Below are 20,938 nucleotides of genomic sequence, written 5' to 3' on the forward strand. Positions count from 1 at the left end.
TTACGGGACCTCAGGCAAATCTACCGTGCCACGCATCAGGACAAATCCTTTACCTGCAACCCGGATACCGGTCATCGCCTCTGCCGGGCCGACGCGGGTTACCTGGGCCTGGCCCGGGCGCCCCATGCCATGCCCCTGCTCGGCGATGAAGGTGTCCTTGTTCATCATCCCGTGCCGCCACAGATAAGCACCCATGGCCCCTGTGGCCGAGCCGGTGAACGGATCTTCGGGTGGGCTGGGTGGCGCCAGCAACAACCGTGCATAAGTGTCCCCGACAGGCGTTGCTCCCTGTAGCACCACCAAAAACGGTTCCATCATGTCAATCCCGTTAGCCCCAAGCACTTGCCCGACTTTTGCCAGTGCCTTTAGGTCAAGCTGCGCTGCAGTCAGGGCGGTGTGATCCTTTAGTACCGTGATGCAGAATGGCAGCCCGGTGGACACTTTTTGCGGCTGCCCGACAATTGCGTCCACAGGCAACGACACTGCTGCCGCTACCAATGCAGGGTCAACGGTTGGGCCAAACTCTGGGGCTATCTGGGTCATCTCAATCAGATCGCCATCCAATGTGACTTGAACCAGCCCAGCGCCGGTTTCCAAAACCAACTGCGTACCGTCAATCAATCCGCGATCGCGCATCGCGGCAACTGTGGCAATAGTTGGGTGACCTGCAAAGGGGATTTCACGGCTGGCCAAAAAATAGCGCACCTGTATGTCCGCCACATCCGATGGACCAGTAAACGTGCACTCCACCAGCGAGGTCTCGCGGACATATGCTGTGCAAACCGCCTCGGGCAAATCAGCGCCACCATGCACCACCGCGCAGCCATTGCCACCAAATGCCCGGTCCGAAAACGCATCTACCCAGTCGAAATCAAATCTGCTCATTTGCGTACCCTTTCACCGCCGACCAAAACCCATGATTTCAGAAAATCAACCAACAGCATATCACCTGTCGTCGCGTTCTCGTTGGTCGTATCTGTGACACGGTCAGTACGGTATATCCAGCCCCCCAGTCAGGTCAGTGGACAGGCACAGGCGCATAGTCATTCTGACGCGCCAGGACGAAAGCCATACGGCGGTCAGCAACCAATGCCAGTTGCTCTCCCTCGGCGTCGTGCAGCGCATATAGGTGAGTTCGCCCCTTGGCCCCCTTTTGCACCTCTTCCGGAAGATCCGCGACATCCACGGTTTTCACATAGGCCGCGCGCGGTTCAGGACCGTTGTGTTCACTTGCTACCTGCATCATTCACTCTTTCTGATATTGATGGTCTGAACCACGGTTTCCGGGCGCGAGCGGGTTAGGTCTACGTGAAGCAAACCGTTTTCCATAATAGCATCTCCAACTTCGACACCGTCTGCCAATACAAACATGCGCTGAAACTGACGCGCGGCAATGCCGCGGTGCAAAAATACCCGTCCTTCGCTGTCTTCACCTTGCCGTCCGCGGATCACCAGCTGTCGATCCTCGATGGTAATGGCCAGATCCTTTTCCGCAAACCCGGCCACAGCCAAAGTAATCCGGTAGGAGAAATCCGACGTTTGTTCGATGTTATAGGGGGGATAACCCTCGTTACCCGATTTGGCCGAACGCTCTAGCAGACGTTCCAGCTGCTCGAACCCCAGCATATGTGGGTAAGAGCCCAGAGTGAGTTTTGACACGTAATTCGTCCTTCAAAGCGTAAGCGACGGTAAGCGCAAACCCCATTGTGGCAGCCTGCACTGTGAATATGGGAAGAAACTAACATTTTAACAAGTGCAAGGCGTACAGGGACTAGGCGAAAAGAACGTAAACGCGTACCCTACGGCGACGACTTTCTTCACTTTCCGAGTCACCAATGAACGCCCCTACTGATATTTCTATGAAAACCGATGATGTGCTGAAGGTGGAACTCGAAGTGTTCCGCCGCCAGCACCGTGACTTGGATGAGGCTATTCACGCCCTGCAAGACAAGGGCACCGGCGATCAGCTAACGCTCCGCCGTCTGAAAAAGCAAAAGCTGTGGCTTAAGGATATCATCGCCCAAATCGAAGATCGCCTGTTGCCAGATATACTTGCCTGAGGTCGGGACAGGTCTCTTCATTATTCCTTTGATCCGCACGGCATGGGTGAGAGTGAAGCTGTCCCTTACCCCAGCTTTTCAGCTGCTTCTGCCTCCAGCACAACTTGCACGGCCTGAAGCACCAATTGCATATTGGATACAGCCTCTGACACCTGCTGTTGCAATTTTGACCGGGTTACAAATAACCCACCCAGCTCCATCGGATTTCCATCGCAAGACAACGCGACATGGGTTTCATCCCAGGACCTTACCAGCGAAAACAACCGGCAATTGGGCAACTCGGCATTTAGTCTAAGGATATTCTCCAGATAGGGCTCAAAACCGTGATCATTGGCCTTTTCTCTCTTGCTGGAAAATGCACGAAATTCTTCGCCTTTGGGACATTTCTTTCGGGCTGTCTCTATGAAATTTCTGGTGCCAACCAATGGCCTGCGAAAATGTTCACTGCGCGTCCGCTCCTCCGTTGTTACTACCAGACTATTCCTGTTTTCCGGATGCTTCAGTAAAATAACCAAGCCAGCAAAAAGGGTTTTGGGGCTCTTTCCGCCTGTTGTGATGTGGATATCGCGACTGCTCACAGAGACACGGCCAAAGTCACTTTTTAAACTATCCTCAGATCGCGCAACGCGACCCGAGGGAAGCAGCCCGGTGTCCAGCAAGTCCTGCACCCCATGAAAGGTACGGCTGTATTCAAACCCCACCGCCTTGGCCACTGTCGGTAATAGTGAAGCAGAGAACGTTTTACGAAGAAAACCACTGACAGAAGCTGCTCCAATAAATGCTCCAATCAGTGGCAAGAATGAGAGTCCTAACTCTTCCGGATTGCTAGCATAAACCAAATGGGTGCCCCAAACACCCGCCAATAGGATGCTGAGCACGGCAATCCAAGACAATATTTGGCCCATTTTCAAGGCGCTAAGCGCGCCCTGAAGCTGGCTGTCTATGCTAGGCTCGCCTGTAAGTTCATAATATTTTGTCATAAATACCCTATACCGACCACTGGCCACTCAATCCTTAGCCGTCACGTTCCACGTAAAATTCTAATCCTGATTATTGCCCAGATACAGTTTTACCTGAGTTATCCAAAGCCACCTAAAGTTTCACCAAGTTGAACACTGCAAAATTGGTGGCACTGTTCAATTGGTAAAACAAGAACTCCCGCCTCCTTGGCCCCCACGGCTACGCCGCAGGATCCGCAGAGTTGGGCCAGGCAGCGCGCCAGTGCGCGCTGCGGTTGCGACCAGACACCACCCGCGCCGCGCACTGGCGCGGTGCCATGCCCAACGGGAGGACGGGCATGTTTCATGCCCAAACGACGGGCGGGAGCCTCTGAGATAGAATACTGCCGCGCACCGCCAATGCCGCATTGCCTCAGGCCCCGTTTTCCCTATAGTGCCCGCTTCTCTTTCACCCCGGCAGAGGCATCCCGCGCTCTGCAGTAAAACAAGGGACAGGGCAAAATATGGCCGACATCAAAGTGGGTATCATCATGGGCAGCCAGTCGGACTGGCCCACCATGAAAGAAGCCGCCAATATTCTGGATGAGCTGGGCATTGCTTATGAGGCCAAGATAGTCTCGGCTCATCGCACACCCGACAGGCTGTGGAGCTATGGCAAGTCTGCCGCTGACCGTGGCTTGCAGGTTATCATCGCCGGCGCTGGCGGTGCTGCGCATTTGCCAGGCATGGTGGCCTCCAAGACCCGCGTTCCAGTGGTCGGCATTCCGGTTCAAACCCGTGCTCTGTCCGGAGTTGATTCACTGTATTCCATCGTTCAGATGCCCAAGGGATTCCCCGTTGCCACAATGGCAATCGGTGCTGCTGGCGCGGCCAATGGCGCCTTGATGGCCGCTGGCATCCTCGCATTGCAAGACACAGCTCTGGCCGAACGGCTCGATGCCTGGCGCGCCGCCCTGTCGGCCTCGATCCCTGAGGAGCCAGTAGATGACTGATGCCCTGAAACCCGGTGCCACCATCGGCATTCTTGGCGGTGGCCAGTTGGGCCGGATGCTGTCGGTTGCTGCCTCTCGCCTGGGCTTTGTCACCCATATCTATGAACCCGGCGCCAATCCGCCCGCTGGTCAGGTGGCCGACCGTGTGACCACGGCAGGCTATGACGACGCCGAGGCGTTGACGGCCTTTGCGGCCTCGGTTGATGTGATCACTTATGAGTTTGAGAACATTCCAACCGCCGCGCTGGATATTCTGGAAAGCCAGCTTCCAATCCGCCCCGGCCGCGAGGCCCTGCGGATCAGTCAAGACCGGCTGACCGAGAAGAATTTTCTGCAAGGTCTCGGCCTGACCACAGCACCCTTTGCCGATATCACCGATCAGGCCAGTCTAAACGCAGCACTGGCGGATATCGGCGCCCCGGCGATCCTGAAAACCCGCCGCTTTGGCTATGACGGCAAGGGACAGGCACGGATCAAGACCCCTGATGATGCCCCACAGGCATTAGCTGACATGGCCGGAGCCCCTGCTCTGCTTGAAGGTTTCATCAGCTTCAGCCACGAGGTATCAGTCATTGCTGCGCGCGGATTGCAGGGCGATGTCGCCTGCTATGATCCCGGTGAGAACGTCCACACTGACGGCATTCTGGCCACCACAACCGTTCCAGCCAAACTCTCCGCCTCTCAGCGCATGGATGCGGTCCTACTGGCGGCACGTATCCTGACCGAGCTGGACTATGTTGGCGTCTTAGGGGTCGAGCTGTTTGTCACGCCTCAGGGCCTTGTGGTGAATGAGATTGCGCCACGGGTTCACAACTCCGGTCATTGGACCCAGAACGGCTGCAGCGTGGATCAATTTGAACAGCACATCCGGGCTGTCGTCGGCTGGCCGCTGGGCGATGGTCAACGTCACAGTGATGTGGTGATGGAAAATCTGATCGGCGCCGACATGGATCGCCTGCCGGATCTGGCAAAAGAGGTCGATTGCGCCATTCATCTATATGGCAAAGCTGACACCAAACCTGGCCGTAAGATGGGCCACGTAAACCGGATCGTTCGCAACAAGGCATAAGCCTCGGTTGCCTGCCCCTTCAACACCCGCCCTTCGGCGGGTGTTTTCATGTGGCACCACAGATGTTTGATCTCACACCAGCAGGATGGTTTGGCCAATGCAGGAAGCCAGGTCAGCGTGTCTCAGTCTCGTCTCCGGTCTCGTCATTACCACAGCCCAACCCATCGCAGACCTCCTCGATGATGGCATGAACCGAGCCAATCCAACTCATCGTTTCGTTGAAGCTCCCGAATTCGATAAAATGCAGCGTCTGCACGATGACCTTTGAGTTGTTCATCATAAAAGTATGAGTGACAGGTAGCGTCAGATGGCCAACCATGCCCTCGATCATGGTGGATTTGACCGAGACCTTGCCATCATCCGGGCCGTCAATCAGATTGGAAAAAACCGGGCTGATGCTGCGATTGCCTGCAATCACACCCAAGGGAAAATCCACCGCCGGCAAGCGCTCAGGCACCCCGTCAGGACCCGTACCCAGCTGCATGCCCGCCGGACCGTTCAGCAGGCCAAACACTTCCCAATCGCCCAACTCGTCCACCAGTTCACTGCCGTGGTTGGGTGGGCCAAGCATAACCGTGCGGCCCAACTGCCTGGGCCGGTTGTCCTGCAGCCAATAGCGCAACAAAATGCCGCCCATTGAATGGGTAACAAAATTGACCGGCCTGTCGCCACATTCTGCCACCGCTTTCGGCAACGTCAGATCCGCCAGCTCCGGGATCGGCAGATCTGTCGATGGGTAGCCTGGCACCACCACCTTGTAGTCCCGTGCTTTGAAGACCTGCTCCATCACTGCAAACGACGTTTCGGTGCGGGCCAGCCCATGTAGCAGGATCACACATTCACCACTGTCGGCGCGGGCCGGAGACAGTGGCAGCAGAACCAAGGCGATAGCCAGAAGGCACGATTTACAGTTTCTCATGATATGCAGATAAGCCCAAAAAGGACGCCGTGAAAGCCTTTATCAGCGCGCTTTCCTTGGCGACAAGGTGATGACCAGCGCGATCCCGCCCAGCACGGCCAGCGTCCCGATGAGCAGTTGCAGCGACAGGCTCTCTCCCAGGCCGATCACCCCGGCCAGTATGGCAATCACCGGAACGCTCAACTGAACCGTAGCCGCGACAGCCGGTTGCAGTTGCGGCAATACCCGGTACCACAAGGCATATCCCAACCCTGAGGTTACAGCCCCGGATACAATCGCCAGCCCTGCCCCTGACATTGATATCGCAACTGGTTCGGACAGCACCCAGGTCAGTGGCAACACCATGACCGTCGCCCACATGAAGTTCATTGTCGTTGCTGCCAAGGGCGATTGCACCTGTCGCCCCAGCAAACTGTATATCGCCCAGCCCAGACCTGCGGCGACCATGCAGGCCGCTCCGATCAAAGGCACCTGAACTGACCCAGTGGGCCAAAGTACATAGGTCAGCCCCGCAAAGGCCAGCAAAGCCCCCAGAACCTGTCCCGGCGCCACCACAGACCCACGCAGCGCACCCCAGCCGAACATGGTAATCTGCACAACGCCAAACAGGATCAAAGCACCTAACCCGGCGTCCAGATTACGATACGCCAACGAAAACCCGATCATATACAGCGCCAATGAACCGCCACCGACCAGACTAGCCCGGACAGGTTGAGAAAGGTCTTGCTGGCGCCATCGACACAGTGCCAACAACGTGACCATCCCGGCAGCCAGCCGGATCTGCGCAAAGCCCATCGCATCGATTTCACCTGATCCAACGGCCAATCGGTTCAGTATTGAATTGCCAGCAAACGCCAGCATGACCACCACAGTCAAAATAATCAGCCGCATACCCGACCCTCATTATTGGTCGGTTCGACCCGACCTAGTTGTCCAGAATACGCAATCCTGTATCGCCTTGACCGCAGGTATAACAGCAATCTGTGCATCCGCTGACATCATTCATTCCGACGCCCCAATAACTTTCAGATTCCCCACGCACCCAAGCGCCATAACAGATTTTCTCTCCACTACTGCATTCCAAATTGTACGAGTGTGAGTCGTAGTCCTTCAATAGGTAAACCTGGCCATCACCAGGCCAGGCGCGATTGTAATCCTGACTGTAGAATTCCAGGCTCACGATATTGGGATGTTCACTCCGAATTGTCCATTTCAGGCTGTCTGCGAACGCCGGCCCGCTGAGCGCCAGCACTGCTATGACACCGGCTAGAATACTTGATACCTTCATCGTTCCCCCCATCGATTTCCAATTCACACCACTCCAGTTTACGGCAGAGACCCCAAAACGCAAAATGACCGCAAAATATCGCGGTCAGTTTCCAGTCTGTCGATCTTATTTCCGGCTGGTTACGCAGACCCCACGCTGCCTGGCCGCCGCAGTTGACGCAAATTGAGGCCGCTTTTTCAGGCGGCCTCATGACTCAAAACCAAGGCGGTATGTCCAACGGGGAGCGGTCCCGTATCGGCGGAAGGCCGATATCCTTGCGCATATGAGCATTCAGCGGCGGCGACAGCATTGCGACCGGGGTTTTGCGGACGAACAAATGGCGCAGCAAGGCGCTCAGCACCCGCCACTTACCAAAGTCCGAGGTGATTTGGGTGAGCGCCGTATTCAGGTCGGCAAACGGGTTTGTAGGTTCAAGTCGTGTCATGATTTGCAACCTCCGCATAAAACGGAGGACTCCTTGGGTTGGTTGGGAAAAGACTGGACCTTAAACAGACGGCGCACTGCCGCTGGTCAGACCCATTTAGACTTCAGATATGAAGAGACGTGTTCCGCCGAGGCAGGATCAGCAGGTCCGCTGGGCAGCCATCGCTATCCAATTGCCAACAGATCTGAGGCGGTAACTTATAACGAAATTGGTCATGAAACGCCTCCTGTGGCTATGGGTTAAACACAGGGATGCTGATAGCACACGACGACACACAACCATAGAGTGCGGATATTTTGACCCGGCAAGCGTTGCACAATAGCAACTGCCACTCCACATGGCTGGCTTCACAGTCAAAACCATCTAAGACTAAGAACAGAGCCGACCATTTAAACAAGCAATTTCAGGACAGACGATGATCAGAGATTTAGTAAATCCATTTGACTGGAGTGGCGTCGTTTATCGGCGTACCTATTGGATCGCGTTATGCCTCTATTTTTCAATTGCACTGGGATGTCTCTATTTAAGATCCCAGGGCCAAGCTGAGGCCTGGGCCTTCGTAACGACATTGGCTGTGCTTCAACTGTTGATCTGGTCAGTCCTCGTCAGGCGGCTACACGACATGGGCCGCAGCGGAACGTGGAGCCTACTATTCTTGGTCCCCTTCGTCTCAGCCCTTGCAGCACTTTGGCTTGGCTCCATAAGATCAAAACCGCATCAAGCAAGCCGGTGGATCAAAAAACCTATCCATCTCATTGGTCAATCTCTGCTTATCGCCGTTATTGCGCTTGGACTAAGCCGCGCTTTCTGGGCCCCTTATTGGATTCCGTTTGGAAGCATGAAGCCAACGTTGCTCGTTGGCGATTTTATCATAGTCTCATTGATCAACGAGGCCGATTCACTACAACGTGGCGATGTGGTCATTTTCCGGCACCCCACCAATAACATGGAGTTCATAAAGCGCCTGATCGGCTTGCCCGGAGATACCGTCCAAGTGCAAAATGGTCACTTGCATATCAACGGCACTGCTGTTGGAATAGAAAATGCCGGAGAATTTGAAGAACCCATGATCCGTCAAAGGCCATTGTCCCACTTTCCCCGCTGCGCAAATGGCTCAGTAGGTCGTGGCGCGGTCTGCCTTAAGTCTCAGTTCATTGAAACCCTGCCGGACGGGTCACAGCACCGAATCTTAGATATCACCAATCAAAGGGTCGACCATACAGGTCTCTTCCGCGTCCCCGAAAACCACTATTTTGTCATGGGGGACAACCGTGACAATTCCACTGATAGCCGCATTCCGCAACCGGCTGGTGGGATCGGGTTTGTGCCCAAAGCAAACTTAGTTGGGCGTGTGGATCTGGTCTTGTTTTCGTCAGCTGGGAGCTCGTTGGCTCAGTTCTGGACCTGGCGAAAAGATCGCTTTTTCATGTGGGTGGACTAAGCCGGTTGGGTAATCAGCGGCGGGCAACAAATTTGACGTCAAGTCGCGGGCCTCTTTCTTGCGCCCTTCGATTTCGGCCGTCCTAAAGGTGTCTAAAATTGCGGCATCCATATGCGACCCTTTAGCTACAGGCTTGATATAGGTTCGATGTCCATAGGTAGCAGCTAACTTCCGCCAAACAGGCGCTTCAAGAAGCCTTTTGGCTTTTGCTGAACTTTCACGAATCCAGAGAAACGAACAGGTACAATCCTAATCGAAGCGCCAGCTAGATCCTCTGGCTTAGTTCCGTCTTCTAGTGCTTTGAAAATGGCCCCAGCAACCGAACCTTTGAGTAACAAAGCATCCAACTCATCTTGGGTCACTTTCCCTTCGACAAAGGCTTTTTGCAGGCAGATACAAACTGCTGTTTTCGCAAGATCCAATGATGTATTGGAATCAAGTTCAACCACCTTTGAAATATTTGGAATGTCAGGATTTAGGGCAGAAACTTCCAAAGCAGCGTCGCAAATGAGATCAGCAGCTAGCAAGATCCGCAAATCAGTTGTTTCTTGCTGAGTTTCGGCAGTTTCATTGTCAATTACCGAGCGAAGTTCCCTGAAATTGAGTGGAGAAGTCGCTATGGCCAATTTTTCTTCGTGAGTAATCATGTGCTTAAAATTCATTTTTTGTTTTTGGACAGAGATTATTCCAAGTTTGAAGCATCAGAATACAACTCAACAAGACATTCAACAAAAAAGAGGCCGCCCGAAGGCGACCTCAAATTCATCCGGTAGGATGGCGTGACTTTCCCTTTCGGCAGACCTTCCCAAAGGAAGGTCGCCTGTCGGGCATCACAAGTCCAAAGGACTTGTGATTACATCATGCCGCCCATGCCGCCCATGCCGCCCATGTCAGGCATGCCGCCACCGGCTGCACCGCCGTCTTTCGACGGTTTGTCAGCGATCATAGCTTCGGTGGTGATCAGCAGACCAGCAATCGAAGCTGCGTCTTCCAGCGCAGTACGCACAACTTTGGCAGGGTCAATAACACCAAACGCGAACATGTCACCATATTCTTCGGTCTGAGCGTTGAAACCAAAGGCGCCGTCGCTGCTTTCGCGGATTTTGCCAGCAACAACCGCACCGTCAACACCAGCGTTCTCAGCGATCTGACGCAGAGGTGCTTCGATGGCTTTACGCACGATGACAATACCAGCGTTCTGGTCGGCGTTTGCACCTTCCAGATCAGTCAGGGCTTTACCAGCCTGGATCAGAGCAACACCACCACCAACGATGACGCCTTCCTGAACAGCGGCACGTGTCGCGTTCAGAGCATCGTCTACGCGGTCTTTGCGCTCTTTGACTTCAACTTCGGTCATGCCGCCAACGCGGATAACAGCAACACCGCCGGCCAGTTTGGCAACGCGCTCTTGCAGCTTCTCTTTGTCGTAGTCCGAAGATGTTTCTTCGATCTGAGTGCGGATCTGAGCAACACGTGCTTCGATCTCGGCCTTCTCGCCAGCACCGTCAACGATAGTGGTCTCGTCTTTGGTGATTTCGATTTTCTTGGCTGTCCCCAGCATGTCCATAGTAACGGACTCAAGCTTCATGCCCAGATCTTCAGAGATCACCTGACCACCGGTCAGAATTGCCAGGTCCTGCAGCATGGCTTTGCGGCGATCGCCGAAACCAGGTGCTTTGACAGCAGCAATTTTCAGGCCGCCGCGCAGTTTGTTGACAACCAGAGTTGCCAGGGCTTCGCCTTCAACATCTTCAGCAATGATCAGCAAAGGCTTCTGCGACTGGATCACCTGCTCGAGCAGAGGCACCATGGCCTGCAGCGACGACAGTTTCTTTTCGTGCAGCAGGATCATGCAGTCTTCGAGGTCTGCAATCATCTTGTCAGCGTTGGTCACGAAGTAAGGCGACAGGTAGCCGCGGTCGAACTGCATGCCTTCAACAACATCGGTCTCTGTTTCCAGGCCTTTGTTTTCTTCGACGGTGATAACACCTTCGTTGCCGACTTTCTGCATCGCGTCAGCAATCTGCTGACCAATGGCAGCTTCGCCGTTGGCAGAAATTGTACCCACTTGCGCAACTTCAGCCGAGTCTTTGACTTCGCGAGCCGACGCAACGATGCCTTCAACAACTTTAGCAGTTGCCAGATCGATGCCGCGCTTCAGGTCCATTGGGTTCAGGCCAGCAGCAACCTGCTTCAGACCTTCGCGAACGATCGCCTGGGCCAGAACGGTCGCAGTTGTTGTGCCGTCGCCAGCTTCGTCATTGGTCCGGGAAGCGACTTCCTTGACCATCTGAGCGCCCATGTTTTCGAACTTGTCTTCCAGTTCGATTTCTTTGGCAACGGATACACCATCTTTGGTGATGCGCGGTGCGCCAAAGGATTTGTCCAGAACCACGTTACGGCCTTTGGGGCCCAGGGTTACTTTGACAGCGTCAGCCAGAATGTTAACGCCGGCCAGCATACGGTTGCGGGCATCGGTGTCGAATTTGACGTCCTTAGCAGCCATGTTTTATTCTCCTCGAGAAATCTGTGTTTGTAAGCAATTGTGGGATCAGAGAAGCAAGGTGGCTTACTCGATGATGCCCATGATGTCGCTTTCTTTCATCATCAGCAGCTCTTCGCCGTCGACAGTGACTTCGGTGCCGGACCATTTGCCGAACAGGATAGTATCGCCTGCTTTTACCGACATATCGATCAGCTCACCGCTGTCTTTGCGAGCGCCTTCGCCGATGGCGACGACTTGGCCTTCGCTTGGCTTTTCTTTGGCGGATTCAGGAATGATCAATCCACCAGCAGTTTTTTCTTCGCTTTCAGTGCGACGAACCAGCACGCGGTCGTGAAGTGGTTTCAATGCCATCTTTGCAGCTCCTTTAAAGGCTCAAAGGTTAAAAATCTAAGACGTCCTACTCTCTGGCAGGGGTCGTTATCACTCACATCAAGCGAGTGCTAACGAGGGATAGCTAGGCAGTGCATTGGCTCGAGTCAACATCGCCTGCGCAGTTTTTTCATACGTTTGTCAGATCCCAGCTGTAGGCCCAGTGTTTTAAGCCCTTTGAGCCTTCCGGAGATAGCGCATAAACGCCGGTTGAGACCTTCTCAAACCAGCCATAATGGTTATCACGCATTAATCCTGTGGCCCCAGCAACCCCGGTGGCCTTAGCAACATCCCGTCCGCGGGCCGGGCTGTTGTCGGCTAGGTAAGCGGCACAGCGCAGGGCGTCTTGGCGATACCCGGTCACAATTCCATGCCGCGTTGCACCGCCGGCATTGGGATCCCCCTGCAACCTGTCAAACTCACGCAGCAGGCGGGTCTGTTTCTTCTTGGATTTGCGCGGTGCATAGGGGCCGGGATCACATTGAACTTCGGCGCGGCCATCAGGCAGCACGGTGATCAACCCCAGGCCCAAACGGCGACACAGCGCCAGATTGTCCTTTAACATCCGCCGCGCCTGCTTCCCCTTGGGTTTGGGCACTGCGATGTAAACCAAATCCGACACTGCGAGCCGGGTGATCGCCTGATGGAACAGCGATAATGAAAACCGCAGCTTCAGTTCGACCACCACCACAGGGTCATCACCACGACGTGCCACCACATCAGCCGCCCCGACCTCGCCCTTGACGGTATAGCCCTGACGTTCCAGCAGTGCCTTGATTGGTGGATAGAGTTGATCTTCACGGTCCATGGCAACTGCTTGGCAGGTGATGCGCTCAATATCAATCAGTTGTGTCGTGATGGTGCCGCTAAAACCAGCTTGCTACTCTGGATTCTGATGTCAGCTAAACACGTCTTGCTGCTCTCAAAATCGCCACTTAAGGTGCTGACAATCTATTTGGAGACATGACATTGCATTGTTTTGCAACTTTCCTTTCTAAACTTGCCCGCATCACGGCTAAATGGGCCCAGCGCAGGCTCACGACCGCCGTCATTTTAGTGTTTTCCCTCACCATTATAGGCTTGATCCCAAATCAGGCAGAGGCAGCCTGCAGTGGCAAAGACTTGCGCAGAAGCCTGAGCCCCGAAGCACGTGCGCAATTGGCGCAACAGGCTGCAGCGATCCCATACAGCCAAGGCAACCACTGGATCGCCTCGCGCAATGGGCAACGCATTCACATCATCGGAACACAGCATTTCGGCGATTCCCGCATGCATTCCGTCATGCGCAACATGCGGCCACTGATCAAAGCAGCTGACGTGGTCTTCCTAGAGCAAACCACGGTGGCCATGGAAGCCTATTCTAAAAACGGAACAAGGAAGGCGCGGGACTACCTGCTGCCCAAGGGAACAACATTACCAAATCTGATGTCGAGCGAAGACTGGGCCGCTCTCCGCATGATGGCACCGCTTCTGGACATTCCGGCGGATATAGCCCCGCATTTGCAACCCTGGGTCTATACGATGCACTTTGGCGGATCGCGCTGCAACGTCCGTGGCTTTACATCACGGCGTGGGTTGGACGCCCGAATCGAACGGTATGCCATACGCAACAAAATTCCGGTTGGTGGATTGGAAAACCCCGGGGACGGCGTCAAAGCATTCTCACGGCGACCGCTACGCGATCAGGTGAAATACCTGAAGTTCACCATGCGCGGCAGTGCCGAAAATGATGACCATCTGATCACCCTTCGTGAATCCTATTTCGACGGCAGGTTGGCCGAGGGCCGACTGCTGTCACGCCAACTCCGTTTCAGCAATCAAGGGGTATCACGGCGTGAAGCCGCCCGTTTGATCAATCAGCTGGACCGGACCTTATTGGACGGGCGCAACAAGGCCTGGATGCCTGTTATTCTGGGTCGCAAAGAGCCAGTGGTCTTCATCGCCGTTGGGGCAGCCCATCTGCCCGGCAAAAACGGTCTACCGGCCTTGCTGGCACGCAGAGGTTACGATTTGCAACGCGCCGAATTCTAACAATCCGCAGTTTCAGGTGGGCCAAGCGCCGCATTGCATGGCTGGCGGGGTGACAAGTGTGTTCACCCTGCTATAAGGCGCGCAAACTCCCCCGTTGTTTATAGGATAGCATGATGACCCTCCAGATTTTTGGCCACAAATCCCCGGATACAGATTCCACCGGCTCGCCCCTCATCTGGGCCTGGTACATGAACGAAATCAAAGGCGTCGCCGCCGAGGCAAAACTGCTGGGCGAGCCCAACACCGAAGCGCTGTTCATGCTGGATCGCTGGAATCTGGATAAGCCCGAAATCATCGCGGATGTTGCGGACGACCAGCCGGTGATCATCGTCGACACCAACAATCCAGCCGAGCTGCCCGCAAATATCAACGGCGCCGATGTTCAGGCGATCATCGACCACCACAAGCTGGTTGGCGGATTGGAAACCAAAGGCCCGATCGACATCACCATCCGCCCATTGGCCTGTACAGCCACCATCATGCTGGACCTGATCGGCAAAGACGCCACCAAGATGCCCAAAGAGATCATGGCCGCTGCCCTGACCTGCATCCTGTCCGATACCCTGGAATTCCGCAGCCCCACAACCACCGATCACGACCGGGCGGTTGCCGAGCAACTGGCAGCTGATCTGGACCTCGACATAGCGGAATACGCCGCCGAAATGTTCGCTGCAAAATCCGACGTCTCGTCGTTCTCAGATGCTGAACTGCTGCGGATGGACAGCAAGGAATACGCCGTCGACGGCACCAAGTTCCGCGTCAGCGTGCTGGAAACCACCGCTCCGGCTGTGGTTCTGGACCGCAAGGCCAGCCTGATGGACAGCATGAAAACTGTCGCAGCTGAGGACGGCGTTGAGCAGGTTCTGCTGTTTGTCATCGACATCCTGAACGAAGAGGCCACCCTGCTGGTGCCCAACGATCTGGTCAAAACTGTCGCCGAGAAAAGCTTTGGTGCGACTGTCGAGGGCGACACCGTTGTCCTGCCCGGCGTGATGAGCCGCAAAAAGCAGATCATCCCCAACCTGAAGGTCTGATAGACTGCTTTACATATGATGATTGAAAAGGCGCCTTACTGGGCGCCTTTTTCATATCCGATCAAATATTGATTGCCTGCTCAACAAGGCCGCGCCTAACCTGATTGCAGCCCGTAATTTTGGGACCCTAAATTTTCAGAAAGGCTTTCTTATGCGAAATTTCTTTTTGGGTTTCATCGCCTTTATGGCCACGGTCTCCGGCCCAGCCTTTGCGGCATCAAACTGCGAGACCCTGTGTCAGGCTGAATTTTATCAAACAGCAACAGCCACGATAGTTCGGCAATTGATAGACGATGGCGCAGACGTCAATGCCACGGACCCGGATGGAAAAACGCCATTGCACTGGGTTGCACGGGCCACTCCGGAGGCGATCCAAGCTTTGATTGCAGCGGGTGCAGATGTGAATGCCAAGGACAATCTGGACCGCACCCCGTTTCACTTTGTTTCTGCTATGGCAGCGCCCGAAATTGTGGTTTTATTCCTGAACGCCGGTGCGGATGTGAATGCAAAAACTGCAAATTACTGGACGCCGCTGCATGGTGTTGCCAAATTCGGCTCGCCAGAAGTTGTCAAGATCCTGCTTGAGGCCGGCGCGGATGCATCAGCCACAAACGAAATGGCAGAAACCCCGTTTGATCTTGCTGCCACTAATGAGCGCGTAAAAGCGTCTCCTGAATATCAAATTCTTCGAGAGGCAAGTGGGCATTAATGCCTGACCAGCCATACGGGCTGAAAACCGTTACAGTCGAAACTGCCCGCCCAAGCAGATCATGGTATCTTCGCATGGATATTGACGGTGGATTACGTCATACCTCGTTCAAAGCCAGCTCAAGGACGAACTATGACCCAAATCATCTCCGCCCTCACCGAAGTGTCAGACCGATACAAAGCGTTGTTTGTTGATCTTTGGGGCTGTGTTCACAATGGCATCACCGCCTACCCCGAGGCCGTTGCCGCGTTGCAGGCCTATCGCGCGTCGGGCGGCATTGTGGTTCTGGTGACCAACTCGCCCCGCCCGCGCAAAGGCGTGGCCCAGCAACTGGCGGATTTCAACGTGCCAGCAGATGCCTATGACACCATTGCCACCTCGGGCGATTCTGCGCGCTCGGCAATGTTTCGCGGTGCGGTTGGCGACAAAGTCTATTTTATGGGCGAATGGCACCGTGATTCAGGGTTTTTCGAACCGCTGAACCTACTGGACAGCCCTCACAACATCACCACCGTTCCCCTGGCCGAGGCTGAGGGCATTGTGTGCTGTGGGCCGTTTGATCCCTCTGCCGACCCCGAAGTGAACCGCGCTGATTTTCTATACGCCAAGCAAAAAGGCATGAAACTGCTCTGCGCCAATCCCGATATTATTGTCGATGTGGGCGAGACCCGTGTCTGGTGTTCCGGTGCCTTAGCTAAATTCTACACCGAAATGGGCGGTGAGAGCCTGTACTTCGGCAAACCGCATCCGCCGATTTACGATCTGGCCCGCCGCCGGTTGCTGGAACTGGGGCTCGACATTCCTGACGCCGACGTACTCGCCATTGGCGATGGTCCCCACACTGACATCTCGGGTGGCATGGGCGAAGGCATTGATACGCTGTTTATCTCGGGCGGATTGGCCGCAAAAGAGACAAAAACCGCGCCTCAACCCGATCCCGAGGCCCTGAAGTCTTATTTAGAACAGGAAGGATCAGCCCCGACCTATACGATTGGACGGTTGCGCTAGTCCGATTGGCTCTTGATTTTCTGCAGCTGCGAAGCAATAAAGTTGCGGAACGTTGATATTTGACGTTTCATAATTTCAAGAGCGCGACTCGGAGGGCGATATGTTGGACAACCAGCCACGCGGCACCATCTGCATCGAAGACATCGAAATGGGCATGACCCGTTCGTTGCAGAAAGTCGTAACCGATCGCGACATCGAGATGTTCGCCGAGGTCTCGACGGATCATAACCCGGTGCATCTGGATGATGACTATGCCCGTGACACAATATTTCAGGGGCGTATCGCGCATGGGATGCTGACGGCTGGGTTGATCTCGGCGGTCATTGGCGAGCAATTGCCGGGTCATGGCACTGTCTACATGGGGCAATCGCTCAAGTTTCTGGCCCCGGTGCGCCCCGGCGATCTGGTCCATGCCGAGGTTGAGGTAATCGATATCGATATGTCCAAGCGTCGGGTCAAGCTGGATTGCCACTGCAGCATTGGTGGAAAGAAAGTTCTGATTGGCGAGGCCACGGTGCTGGCCCCCTCACGCAAATTCGACTGACAGCTACAACTGTCCATCACTTTACCCGCACGGTTCATGCCCAAAAATGGCAATACCCTGCCTTGAGAGATCTCTGCAGGGCATTGCCATTTCAATTTGACCTAGGCCGCGACCGTTGCCGCCAGGTATTTATCAACCCACTTGGCGTTTTCCGACAGCTTATCGTGCAATTGGCCGTGGCGGCGATGTCTAACAGCACGCACCCTCCCTATATCGCAAACGAGCGTTTAACTGCCAAGTACCGCAAATCCAGTTGCCCCCGGCTCTGTCTCCATTACAATTTAACGGCCCGGTAATTTGACCGCCGGTGCAGTTATTGGTTCTGAGGATTGGATATGTTTAAACTAAAGTCACTTTTTATCGGCGCAGCATTGGCAGGCATGGCCACAACTGTCCCAGCTGGGGATGCTCCATTTTTGCAATTTGGTGAGTCCGAAGGCTGGATCGTAATGATCGACACCGAGAAAAACTCTTGCCTGATTGAAAAATCCGATGGTCTGGGCAACGTGGTGCAGATGGGCCTGACCAAGGACCGCAGCATCGGATATGTCGGCGTGTTCACCACAGCCGAGACCGACATCAAACGCGATGACACGCAGGCGGTTCTGATCTCGTTGGACGGCAATCTTTATGTCGGTGAGGCAAAAGGCATGCGCGGCAATATCACCAAGGGCTATTCAGGTGGCTATGTCTTGTCTGATGACCCCCAGTTTGTTGACGATCTGGCCCGCAAGCATGTCATGGAGGTCTTCCCCGAGAAGGCATATGGCTTCTCGGTCAATCTTGACGGCACCTACAAGGCCATCGAAATGGCACGGGCTTGCAATAAAGAGCTATTGGGCTAAGCCCAAAGGGCGGGCATTACGCTCGAAACACCAACAGTTTGACCCACCGCCCCAATGGACTTTGGTGCGGTGGTTTTGAGGTCAAAGAATGGCCTGACCGCTGTCAAAGCGCTGATCTGGCGGCACCCTCATTTGTGAATATCAGAACGAGGCATTGTGCCACCTGAGGCGATACAAATGCACAGCGTGATCAAAGCTGACGGCCCTGCCCTGAAACACGCCGCTTGAACAGACTGACCACTGCAGGTACGGATGCCAAATGCGCATCATCCGAGACTATCAGTTTGTAGAACCCCAAGACCGCGGCGCCAGCGTTGCGATTGGCAATTTTGACGGCGTCCATCGCGGCCACCAGTCGGTCATCGATCTGGCCCGGCAAGCGGCCCCTGACGCTCCACTTGGGGTGATGACCTTTGAGCCCCATCCGCGGGAATACTTCGCCCCCGAAGCCCAACCGTTTCGGTTGATGTCGCCCGAGGCCCGCGCCTCGCGGTTAGACAAACTTGGCGTAAAGCGACTGTACCAGCTGAACTTCAACGCAGCACTATCCGGGCTAACCCCCGAAGAATTTGCTCGCGACGTGATCGCCGAGGGCCTGGGCCTAGCCCATGTAGTGGTTGGCGCAGATTTCTGCTTTGGCAAGGGCCGCAGCGGCTCGCCGCAGGATCTGCAGCGCTTTGGTGATCAATATGGTTTTGGTGTGACCATTGCTCCGCTGATGGAGTATTCTGATCATACCGTATCCTCGACGGCGATCCGCGCTGCGCTAAGCGAGGGCCGCCCCCGCGATGCCGCCGCAATGCTCAGCCATTGGCACCGGATCGAAGGCGAGGTCATTGGCGGCGAACAGCGTGGCCGAGAGCTGGGCTTTCCCACAGCTAATATGTCGATTGACGGGCTGCATCCGCCCGCCTTTGGCGTTTATGCGGTCTTGGTGGACGTGTTGGATGGCCCCCATGCGGGTAGCTATCACGGCGCGGCCTCCATGGGCGTCCGCCCAATGTTTGACGGCGATCACCCTAATCTGGAGACTTTCATTTTTGATTTTTCCGGTGATCTGTATGGGACAACGCTGTCAGTGGGATTGGTTGCCTACTTGCGACCTGAAATGAAATTTGACGGGCTGGAAGCATTGATCGAACAAATGGATGCGGACTGTGCTAAAGCCCGCGAGATATTGGCCAAGGCATGACGGATGCAATCGAACGCACCGGGCTTGCCAAACAGTTCTGGGAAAAGAAGCCGCTGAACAAGCTGAACACCAAGGAGTGGGAGGCGCTTTGTGACGGCTGTGGCAAGTGCTGCCTGAACAAGCTGGAAGACGAAGACACGGGTGAGGTCGCGCTAACCCGGGTCGCCTGCCGCCTGCTCGATGATTCCAGTTGTCTGTGCGCCCAATATGACATCCGCCACAACTTTGTGCCCGAATGCATCGTGCTCAAGCCTGACAACCTGGACACCCACGCCTATTGGATGCCACAAACCTGCGCCTACCGACTGTTGTGGGAAGGCAAACCGCTGCCCGAGTGGCATCCGTTGCTGAGTGGCACGGCCGACTCTGTGCACGCCGCCGGGGTCTCGGTCAAAGGCTGGACAGTATCCGAATTCGACACCCCCGAAGAAGACTGGGAAGATCACATTATCGAGGAACCAATCTGATGTTTTTTGCCTCTGACAATTCTGGCCCCGTTCACCCGCAGGTTTTGCAGGCGTTGACGCAGGCAAACTCTGGCTACGCAATGGGCTATGGTGCCGATGCCCAAATGGATGCATTGCGTGATACAGTTCGCACTGTATTTGAGGCCCCCGAGGCGGCGGTCTTTCTGGTTGCCACCGGCACCGCAGCCAATGCGCTGGCGCTGGCGACCCTGAGCCAGCCCTATCAGACCGTGTTCTGTTCGGATGTAGCCCATATCCATGAGGATGAGTGCAACGCGCCCGAATTTTATTCGGGAGGGGCCAAACTGACGCTGGTGCCTTGCGGTGACAAGATGTCTCCGCAGGCCCTGTGCCTGGCGATTGAAGGCGAAGAAACCCGAGGCGTGCATGGACCACAACGCGGCCCAGTGGCAATCAGTCAGGTCACTGAACGCGGCTCGGTCTATTCGTTGGAAGAATTGCGGGCGTTAACAGCCGTTGCAGGTGAATTTGACCTGCCGGTGCACCTGGATGGCGCGCGTTTTGCCAATGCCATGGTAGCGCTGGGTTGCACTCCGGCTGAAATGAGTTGGAAGGCGGGCATTGATGCGGTCAGCTTTGGCGGCACCAAGAACGGCTGCATGGGCGTCGAGGCAGTAATCTTTTTTGATCCAAAACATGCCTGGGAATTTGAGCTGCGCCGCAAACGCGGGGCGCATCTGTTTTCCAAAAACCGTTTTTTGGCTGCACAGATGCTGGCCTATTTGCAGGACGATTTGTGGCTGGACAACGCCCGTAAGGCCAATGCCAACAGTGCCTATTTAGGTGAAGGTTTGCACCAGGCCGGAGCCGAATTTCTGCACAAGCCTCAGGCCAACATGATTTTTGCCTCCCTGCCCCGCGCCAGTCACCAGCGCGCCTTTGATGCGGGTGCGTCTTATCACCTGTGGGATGGGCCGTTGGCGGGTCAAGGTGATGAAATGGTTGGCGCACGTTTCGTTTGTGACTGGTCGATCAGTACAGCTCAGATTGACGAATTTCTGGCGTTGATTTGATAGCCAGACGGGAATGGGGGCCAGCCCCCAAACCCCCGGGATATTTT

Annotated in this window: 25 protein-coding genes and 1 pseudogene; 14 read left to right on the top strand and 12 right to left on the bottom strand. The window is 55.1% G+C overall.

Annotation, left to right across the window (positions count from 1 at the left end; all coding sequences use genetic code 11):
• From EBB79_RS15875 to EBB79_RS15885, 3 genes are all read right to left on the bottom strand, one after another.
• Positions 1-885, bottom strand: a complete 885-nt coding sequence (locus tag EBB79_RS15875; protein ID WP_127749803.1) for a PhzF family phenazine biosynthesis protein — start codon at positions 883-885, stop codon at positions 1-3.
• Between the two features lie 133 nt (positions 886-1,018).
• Positions 1,019-1,243 (bottom strand): DUF1150 family protein, encoded by a 225-nt coding sequence (locus EBB79_RS15880; protein ID WP_127751034.1) that lies wholly within the window; start codon positions 1,241-1,243, stop codon positions 1,019-1,021.
• A complete protein-coding gene (locus EBB79_RS15885; protein ID WP_127749804.1) occupies positions 1,243-1,659 on the bottom strand; it encodes an Hsp20 family protein in 417 nt (138 codons plus the stop codon). Before EBB79_RS15885 ends, EBB79_RS15880 begins: the two co-directional genes overlap by 1 nt.
• A gap of 176 nt (positions 1,660-1,835) precedes the next feature.
• Between EBB79_RS15885 and EBB79_RS15890 the strand changes: the two genes are divergently transcribed.
• Positions 1,836-2,060 carry a YdcH family protein gene (locus EBB79_RS15890; protein ID WP_127749805.1) on the top strand — a complete coding sequence of 75 codons (225 nt, stop codon included), beginning with the start codon at positions 1,836-1,838 and terminating at the stop codon, positions 2,058-2,060.
• Between the two features lie 65 nt (positions 2,061-2,125).
• On the opposite strand, the gene EBB79_RS15895 is transcribed toward EBB79_RS15890, so the two are convergent.
• Positions 2,126-3,040: a hypothetical protein gene (locus EBB79_RS15895; RefSeq protein WP_127749806.1), complete on the bottom strand. Its 915-nt coding sequence runs from the start codon at positions 3,038-3,040 to the stop codon at positions 2,126-2,128.
• 482 nt (positions 3,041-3,522) lie between these two features.
• Here EBB79_RS15895 and purE point away from each other — a divergent pair, with 482 nt between their 5' ends.
• Positions 3,523-4,011, top strand: a complete 489-nt coding sequence (gene purE, locus EBB79_RS15900; RefSeq protein WP_127749807.1) for a 5-(carboxyamino)imidazole ribonucleotide mutase — start codon at positions 3,523-3,525, stop codon at positions 4,009-4,011.
• The gene (locus EBB79_RS15905) at positions 4,004-5,080 is read left to right on the top strand and encodes a 5-(carboxyamino)imidazole ribonucleotide synthase (protein WP_127749808.1); all 1,077 of its coding nucleotides are present in this window, start codon (positions 4,004-4,006) and stop codon (positions 5,078-5,080) included. The genes purE and EBB79_RS15905 overlap by 8 nt, the downstream gene beginning before the upstream one ends.
• Positions 5,081-5,192: 112 nt before the next feature.
• On the opposite strand, the gene EBB79_RS15910 is transcribed toward EBB79_RS15905, so the two are convergent.
• The 4 genes from EBB79_RS15910 to EBB79_RS15925 all read right to left on the bottom strand — a co-directional run bounded on the left by EBB79_RS15910 (position 5,193) and on the right by EBB79_RS15925 (position 7,711).
• Positions 5,193-5,999, bottom strand: a complete 807-nt coding sequence (locus EBB79_RS15910; RefSeq protein ID WP_127749809.1) for an esterase/lipase family protein — start codon at positions 5,997-5,999, stop codon at positions 5,193-5,195.
• Between the two features lie 42 nt (positions 6,000-6,041).
• Positions 6,042-6,890 (bottom strand): DMT family transporter, encoded by an 849-nt coding sequence (locus EBB79_RS15915; protein WP_127749810.1) that lies wholly within the window; start codon positions 6,888-6,890, stop codon positions 6,042-6,044.
• Positions 6,891-6,924: 34 nt separating this feature from the next.
• The gene (locus tag EBB79_RS15920; RefSeq protein ID WP_127749811.1) at positions 6,925-7,287 is read right to left on the bottom strand and encodes a hypothetical protein; all 363 of its coding nucleotides are present in this window, start codon (positions 7,285-7,287) and stop codon (positions 6,925-6,927) included.
• Positions 7,288-7,480: 193 nt separating this feature from the next.
• Entirely contained in the window at positions 7,481-7,711 is a 231-nt protein-coding gene (locus EBB79_RS15925) for a hypothetical protein (RefSeq protein ID WP_127749812.1), read from the bottom strand.
• A gap of 415 nt (positions 7,712-8,126) precedes the next feature.
• Here EBB79_RS15925 and EBB79_RS24905 point away from each other — a divergent pair.
• A pseudogene (locus EBB79_RS24905) lies at positions 8,127-8,372 on the top strand (DUF805 domain-containing protein); the annotation flags it as partial.
• Between the two features lie 72 nt (positions 8,373-8,444).
• Positions 8,445-9,152 carry a signal peptidase I gene (lepB, locus tag EBB79_RS15930; RefSeq protein ID WP_238705091.1) on the top strand — a complete coding sequence of 236 codons (708 nt, stop codon included), beginning with the start codon at positions 8,445-8,447 and terminating at the stop codon, positions 9,150-9,152.
• A 164-nt stretch (positions 9,153-9,316) separates the two neighbouring features.
• On the opposite strand, the gene EBB79_RS15935 is transcribed toward lepB, so the two are convergent.
• The 4 genes from EBB79_RS15935 to EBB79_RS15950 form a co-directional block, all read right to left on the bottom strand.
• Entirely contained in the window at positions 9,317-9,799 is a 483-nt protein-coding gene (locus EBB79_RS15935) for a hypothetical protein (protein ID WP_127749814.1), read from the bottom strand.
• 206 nt (positions 9,800-10,005) lie between these two features.
• Positions 10,006-11,658, bottom strand: a complete 1,653-nt coding sequence (gene groL / locus EBB79_RS15940) for a chaperonin GroEL (protein WP_127749815.1) — start codon at positions 11,656-11,658, stop codon at positions 10,006-10,008.
• A gap of 63 nt (positions 11,659-11,721) precedes the next feature.
• Positions 11,722-12,009: a co-chaperone GroES gene (groES, locus tag EBB79_RS15945; RefSeq protein ID WP_127749816.1), complete on the bottom strand. Its 288-nt coding sequence runs from the start codon at positions 12,007-12,009 to the stop codon at positions 11,722-11,724.
• A 148-nt stretch (positions 12,010-12,157) separates the two neighbouring features.
• Positions 12,158-12,835 carry a DUF2161 domain-containing phosphodiesterase gene (locus EBB79_RS15950; protein WP_127749817.1) on the bottom strand — a complete coding sequence of 226 codons (678 nt, stop codon included), beginning with the start codon at positions 12,833-12,835 and terminating at the stop codon, positions 12,158-12,160.
• A 314-nt stretch (positions 12,836-13,149) separates the two neighbouring features.
• Here EBB79_RS15950 and EBB79_RS15955 point away from each other — a divergent pair, with 314 nt between their 5' ends.
• The 9 genes from EBB79_RS15955 to EBB79_RS15995 all read left to right on the top strand — a co-directional run bounded on the left by EBB79_RS15955 (position 13,150) and on the right by EBB79_RS15995 (position 20,891).
• The gene (locus EBB79_RS15955; RefSeq protein WP_238704929.1) at positions 13,150-14,058 is read left to right on the top strand and encodes a TraB/GumN family protein; all 909 of its coding nucleotides are present in this window, start codon (positions 13,150-13,152) and stop codon (positions 14,056-14,058) included.
• Between the two features lie 113 nt (positions 14,059-14,171).
• Positions 14,172-15,092: a manganese-dependent inorganic pyrophosphatase gene (locus EBB79_RS15960; RefSeq protein ID WP_127749819.1), complete on the top strand. Its 921-nt coding sequence runs from the start codon at positions 14,172-14,174 to the stop codon at positions 15,090-15,092.
• Between the two features lie 151 nt (positions 15,093-15,243).
• Positions 15,244-15,801 carry an ankyrin repeat domain-containing protein gene (locus tag EBB79_RS15965; protein WP_127749820.1) on the top strand — a complete coding sequence of 186 codons (558 nt, stop codon included), beginning with the start codon at positions 15,244-15,246 and terminating at the stop codon, positions 15,799-15,801.
• 132 nt (positions 15,802-15,933) lie between these two features.
• Complete coding sequence (locus EBB79_RS15970; RefSeq protein WP_127749821.1) at positions 15,934-16,809, top strand: TIGR01459 family HAD-type hydrolase; 876 nt, start codon at positions 15,934-15,936, stop codon at positions 16,807-16,809.
• A 100-nt stretch (positions 16,810-16,909) separates the two neighbouring features.
• A complete protein-coding gene (locus EBB79_RS15975) occupies positions 16,910-17,353 on the top strand; it encodes a MaoC family dehydratase (RefSeq protein WP_127749822.1) in 444 nt (147 codons plus the stop codon).
• Positions 17,354-17,688: 335 nt separating this feature from the next.
• Entirely contained in the window at positions 17,689-18,198 is a 510-nt protein-coding gene (locus EBB79_RS15980; protein WP_127749823.1) for a hypothetical protein, read from the top strand.
• A gap of 259 nt (positions 18,199-18,457) precedes the next feature.
• Positions 18,458-19,390, top strand: a complete 933-nt coding sequence (locus EBB79_RS15985) for a bifunctional riboflavin kinase/FAD synthetase (RefSeq protein WP_127749824.1) — start codon at positions 18,458-18,460, stop codon at positions 19,388-19,390.
• On the top strand, positions 19,387-19,857 hold the full coding sequence (locus EBB79_RS15990) for a YcgN family cysteine cluster protein (RefSeq protein WP_127749825.1): 471 nt from the start codon (positions 19,387-19,389) through the stop codon (positions 19,855-19,857). The genes EBB79_RS15985 and EBB79_RS15990 overlap by 4 nt, the downstream gene beginning before the upstream one ends.
• Positions 19,857-20,891, top strand: coding sequence for a threonine aldolase family protein (locus tag EBB79_RS15995; protein ID WP_127749826.1), 1,035 nt, complete (start codon positions 19,857-19,859; stop codon positions 20,889-20,891). The genes EBB79_RS15990 and EBB79_RS15995 overlap by 1 nt, the downstream gene beginning before the upstream one ends.
• Positions 20,892-20,938: the final 47 nt, after the last annotated feature.

Source organism: Parasedimentitalea marina, assembly GCF_004006175.1.
In the GTDB taxonomy this organism is placed as follows: Bacteria; Pseudomonadota; Alphaproteobacteria; order Rhodobacterales; family Rhodobacteraceae; genus Parasedimentitalea; species Parasedimentitalea marina.

What these genes read in the sequence shown, in the direction of transcription:
- EBB79_RS15875 (WP_127749803.1), bottom strand. Translation starts at nt 885, where the DNA reads ATGAGCAGATTTGATTTCGACTGGGTAGATGCGTTTTCGGACCGGGCA.
- EBB79_RS15880 (WP_127751034.1), bottom strand. Translation starts at nt 1,243, where the DNA reads ATGCAGGTAGCAAGTGAACACAACGGTCCTGAACCGCGCGCGGCCTAT.
- EBB79_RS15890 (WP_127749805.1), top strand. Translation starts at nt 1,836, where the DNA reads ATGAACGCCCCTACTGATATTTCTATGAAAACCGATGATGTGCTGAAG.
- EBB79_RS15895 (WP_127749806.1), bottom strand. Translation starts at nt 3,040, where the DNA reads ATGACAAAATATTATGAACTTACAGGCGAGCCTAGCATAGACAGCCAG.
- purE (WP_127749807.1), top strand. Translation starts at nt 3,523, where the DNA reads ATGGCCGACATCAAAGTGGGTATCATCATGGGCAGCCAGTCGGACTGG.
- EBB79_RS15905 (WP_127749808.1), top strand. Translation starts at nt 4,004, where the DNA reads ATGACTGATGCCCTGAAACCCGGTGCCACCATCGGCATTCTTGGCGGT.
- EBB79_RS15910 (WP_127749809.1), bottom strand. Translation starts at nt 5,999, where the DNA reads ATGAGAAACTGTAAATCGTGCCTTCTGGCTATCGCCTTGGTTCTGCTG.
- EBB79_RS15915 (WP_127749810.1), bottom strand. Translation starts at nt 6,890, where the DNA reads ATGCGGCTGATTATTTTGACTGTGGTGGTCATGCTGGCGTTTGCTGGC.
- EBB79_RS15920 (WP_127749811.1), bottom strand. Translation starts at nt 7,287, where the DNA reads ATGAAGGTATCAAGTATTCTAGCCGGTGTCATAGCAGTGCTGGCGCTC.
- EBB79_RS15925 (WP_127749812.1), bottom strand. Translation starts at nt 7,711, where the DNA reads ATGACACGACTTGAACCTACAAACCCGTTTGCCGACCTGAATACGGCG.
- EBB79_RS15935 (WP_127749814.1), bottom strand. Translation starts at nt 9,799, where the DNA reads ATGATTACTCACGAAGAAAAATTGGCCATAGCGACTTCTCCACTCAAT.
- groL (WP_127749815.1), bottom strand. Translation starts at nt 11,658, where the DNA reads ATGGCTGCTAAGGACGTCAAATTCGACACCGATGCCCGCAACCGTATG.
- groES (WP_127749816.1), bottom strand. Translation starts at nt 12,009, where the DNA reads ATGGCATTGAAACCACTTCACGACCGCGTGCTGGTTCGTCGCACTGAA.
- EBB79_RS15950 (WP_127749817.1), bottom strand. Translation starts at nt 12,835, where the DNA reads ATGGACCGTGAAGATCAACTCTATCCACCAATCAAGGCACTGCTGGAA.
- EBB79_RS15960 (WP_127749819.1), top strand. Translation starts at nt 14,172, where the DNA reads ATGACCCTCCAGATTTTTGGCCACAAATCCCCGGATACAGATTCCACC.
- EBB79_RS15965 (WP_127749820.1), top strand. Translation starts at nt 15,244, where the DNA reads ATGCGAAATTTCTTTTTGGGTTTCATCGCCTTTATGGCCACGGTCTCC.
- EBB79_RS15970 (WP_127749821.1), top strand. Translation starts at nt 15,934, where the DNA reads ATGACCCAAATCATCTCCGCCCTCACCGAAGTGTCAGACCGATACAAA.
- EBB79_RS15975 (WP_127749822.1), top strand. Translation starts at nt 16,910, where the DNA reads ATGTTGGACAACCAGCCACGCGGCACCATCTGCATCGAAGACATCGAA.
- EBB79_RS15980 (WP_127749823.1), top strand. Translation starts at nt 17,689, where the DNA reads ATGTTTAAACTAAAGTCACTTTTTATCGGCGCAGCATTGGCAGGCATG.
- EBB79_RS15985 (WP_127749824.1), top strand. Translation starts at nt 18,458, where the DNA reads ATGCGCATCATCCGAGACTATCAGTTTGTAGAACCCCAAGACCGCGGC.
- EBB79_RS15990 (WP_127749825.1), top strand. Translation starts at nt 19,387, where the DNA reads ATGACGGATGCAATCGAACGCACCGGGCTTGCCAAACAGTTCTGGGAA.
- EBB79_RS15995 (WP_127749826.1), top strand. Translation starts at nt 19,857, where the DNA reads ATGTTTTTTGCCTCTGACAATTCTGGCCCCGTTCACCCGCAGGTTTTG.